This window comes from Chamaesiphon sp. OTE_8_metabat_110, assembly GCF_031382685.1.
Classification (GTDB): Bacteria; Cyanobacteriota; Cyanobacteriia; order Cyanobacteriales; family Chamaesiphonaceae; genus Chamaesiphon.
In genome coordinates, this window is record NZ_JANMZA010000240.1 from 1 (window position 1) to 2,499 (window position 2,499).

At 42.7% G+C, this 2,499-nt stretch carries 3 protein-coding genes and 1 pseudogene; 2 read left to right on the forward strand and 2 right to left on the reverse strand.

Features of this window, described 5'->3' with window-relative positions:
- Both RMO52_RS08905 and RMO52_RS08910 read right to left on the reverse strand, forming a co-directional pair.
- Positions 1-232 (reverse strand): hypothetical protein (locus tag RMO52_RS08905; RefSeq protein WP_310413069.1); only part of this gene is annotated, 232 nt, incomplete at its 3' end.
- A complete protein-coding gene (locus RMO52_RS08910) occupies positions 229-483 on the reverse strand; it encodes a hypothetical protein (RefSeq protein ID WP_310413072.1) in 255 nt (84 codons plus the stop codon). The genes RMO52_RS08905 and RMO52_RS08910, both read right to left, overlap by 4 nt.
- Before the next feature lie 760 nt (positions 484-1,243).
- Between RMO52_RS08910 and RMO52_RS08915 the strand changes: the two genes are divergently transcribed.
- A complete protein-coding gene (locus tag RMO52_RS08915; protein ID WP_310413075.1) occupies positions 1,244-1,372 on the forward strand; it encodes a hypothetical protein in 129 nt (42 codons plus the stop codon).
- 91 nt (positions 1,373-1,463) lie between these two features.
- Positions 1,464-2,499, forward strand: a pseudogene (locus tag RMO52_RS08920) (oligopeptidase B); the annotation flags it as partial.

The window sequence follows — 2,499 nt, forward strand, 5'->3', positions numbered from 1 at the left end:
TAGTGGTGCAATCTCCTCTATTATTGGCTACTCGAATTGGGAGTTTGAGTTTAGTGGGGTGGCGAATTTTTGGTTCGATCGTGCGCTCTTTGTTAGCAAGAACTGGAGCTGGAGAGGTACGATTGAGAGGGTAAAAATTAAAAGCACTATTCTGGTTATTTTGAGCCAGATAATTACAATGTTCGTGAAGATCGAGGGTGGCATCCTCATGAATTAAAATGCGAAGATTCACGATTGAGGTGGAAGGCTGTCGATTAATTGTTGCCGTTGCTGCTGCCACCATTCGTCTGTAGCTTCGACTGTCCGATTTTTCCCAAGTGTGGATTTCAGCAGGACATTAACTTTCTGTTTAGCTTGACGTTCTTGCTCTTGTTCGACCAACGCCGTTAGAAACTCATCGGGAGTACTATATGTACCACTAGAAATCTGCCGATCTATATAATCCTTGACTGCTTCGGGTAAAGCGATCGTGAGATAGGTCATGGGTTCAAAGGTTGAATCGGATTAATTGAATTATAACTTATGACTTAGTTGCTGGGTGGATATCGATCTCCGTCTAGGTTTCAGGAAATTCTAATCCGATCGATTAGCGATCGATCTCAGCGATTGAGATTACCGACCGTAGGCTATGCCAACGAGTGCATGAATAGCGATTCCAGAAAAATCTGAAATCATTTCTCCGTCAGGATTTGCTTGTGGGCTGGCTATCAAAATTAGACCGTCTCCAAAAAAATTCTAGTCAATCTTGTCTGATAAAACTTTAACTCAGACCTCCATCCCAAGATCGACATTAGTATCGGCACTACTATAGGCAGTAAAAGACCTATCACACTGAAAAGCAAATAAAAAATACTCGTGAAATTTAATTGAAAGAAATTCAATTGTGTCGTTATTGTAGATGTCTGTTTTAAGATAACATCATATAAGAAAAAAGTATAAAACGGTACAAGGAAAATAATCATGGGAACAGGATTCATTATTACATGAATGTCAGTTCCTTCAGGTACTTCTCTAAATCTCCCACTGATAGTTGTTATGGGCGAGCCTCCGCCATATACGCGAGACAGCTTGAAACCATTCTCGGTTACTCGTCCTCGAAGAGAAGCATAAAACACAAGGTTTGTTCGTTCATTAGTTGAAGTTTCAGTTTCACCTGTCAATTTTTGGCGGGCTACTGAAATAGAGTCTTTTGTTTGAATCGTAAAAGTGTTGGATATCATAATACCGCTAAATTATCTATTGTTTGATAACAACTTCATTGAGTTATACCGAACCTCTGGCGATCGAGACGGATATATTCTTTCCACTTAGAGTACCCAAATATGACAACATCTCAATCGAGTCAGGCTTTTTACCGATCGATCGTTACTAGGTATCAAAAAGGAACGATCGAGTAGGGGAGAATTTACTTCGCCGTTAAATCGATCGATAATATAAATTAGATGTTTATCTACCACTCGCTTATGCAACCGCCCCACGCCGCCAAGCTAGCTCACCAGATCGAGATTCACGGAGACACGATCGTCGATGACTATTTCTGGTTGCGCGATCGAGATAATCCGCAGGTGATGGAATATCTCAAAGCTGAGAATGACTACACAGAGCAAGTATTACAGCCACACGCCGAACTGCGGGAGAGTTTATTTCAAGAGCTAAAAGCGCGAGTCAAGGAAGACGATAACAGCGTCCCCGTCAAAAAAGATGGTTATTACTATTACTCCAGAGTGGCGGCGGGGCAGCAATACAGCATTCATTGTCGCAAAATCGGCGATCTCGATAGTCCTGAAGAACTCATCTTGGATGAAAATCGACTGGCTGAAGGGAAACCTTATTTTCAGCTCGGCACATTTAGTATCAGTCCCAATCATCAACTCCTGGCGTATGCTGAAGATACAGATGGCTCGGAGACATATACACTGCGGATTAAAAATCTGGAAACGGGCGAGCTATTACCTGAATCGATTGCGAATACTTACTACTCGCTAGAGTGGGTAAATGATAATCGGACTTTTTATTACACCGTTTTGGATGAGAATTTGCGCCCTTATCGGCTGTATCGGCATACATTGGGCGAGTCAATTGACAGCGATGAGCTAATCTACGAAGAACAGGATTCGCAGTTTTTTGTCGGTTGTGACAAGTCCCGCGACGATCGATATATCTTCCTGACAACTGGCGGTAAGATTACCAGCGAACAATATTTCGTCTCAGCCGACGATCCGCGCGGTACATTTTCGATCGTCACACCCCGTCAGAAGGGGCATGAATACAGCGTCAGCCATCATGATGGCTATTTTTACATTCTCACCAATGACAACGCCCAGAACTTCCGCATCATGCGGACGCTGGTGTCGCAACCACAGCAACAGTATTGGGAAGAATATATTCCTCACGATCCCGATCGATTAATTGAAGGAATTGATGAGTTTAAAGATTACTTGATTATTAGCGAACGCTATCAAGGTTTAGGGCAATTACGGGCGATTCTCGTGCCGAAAG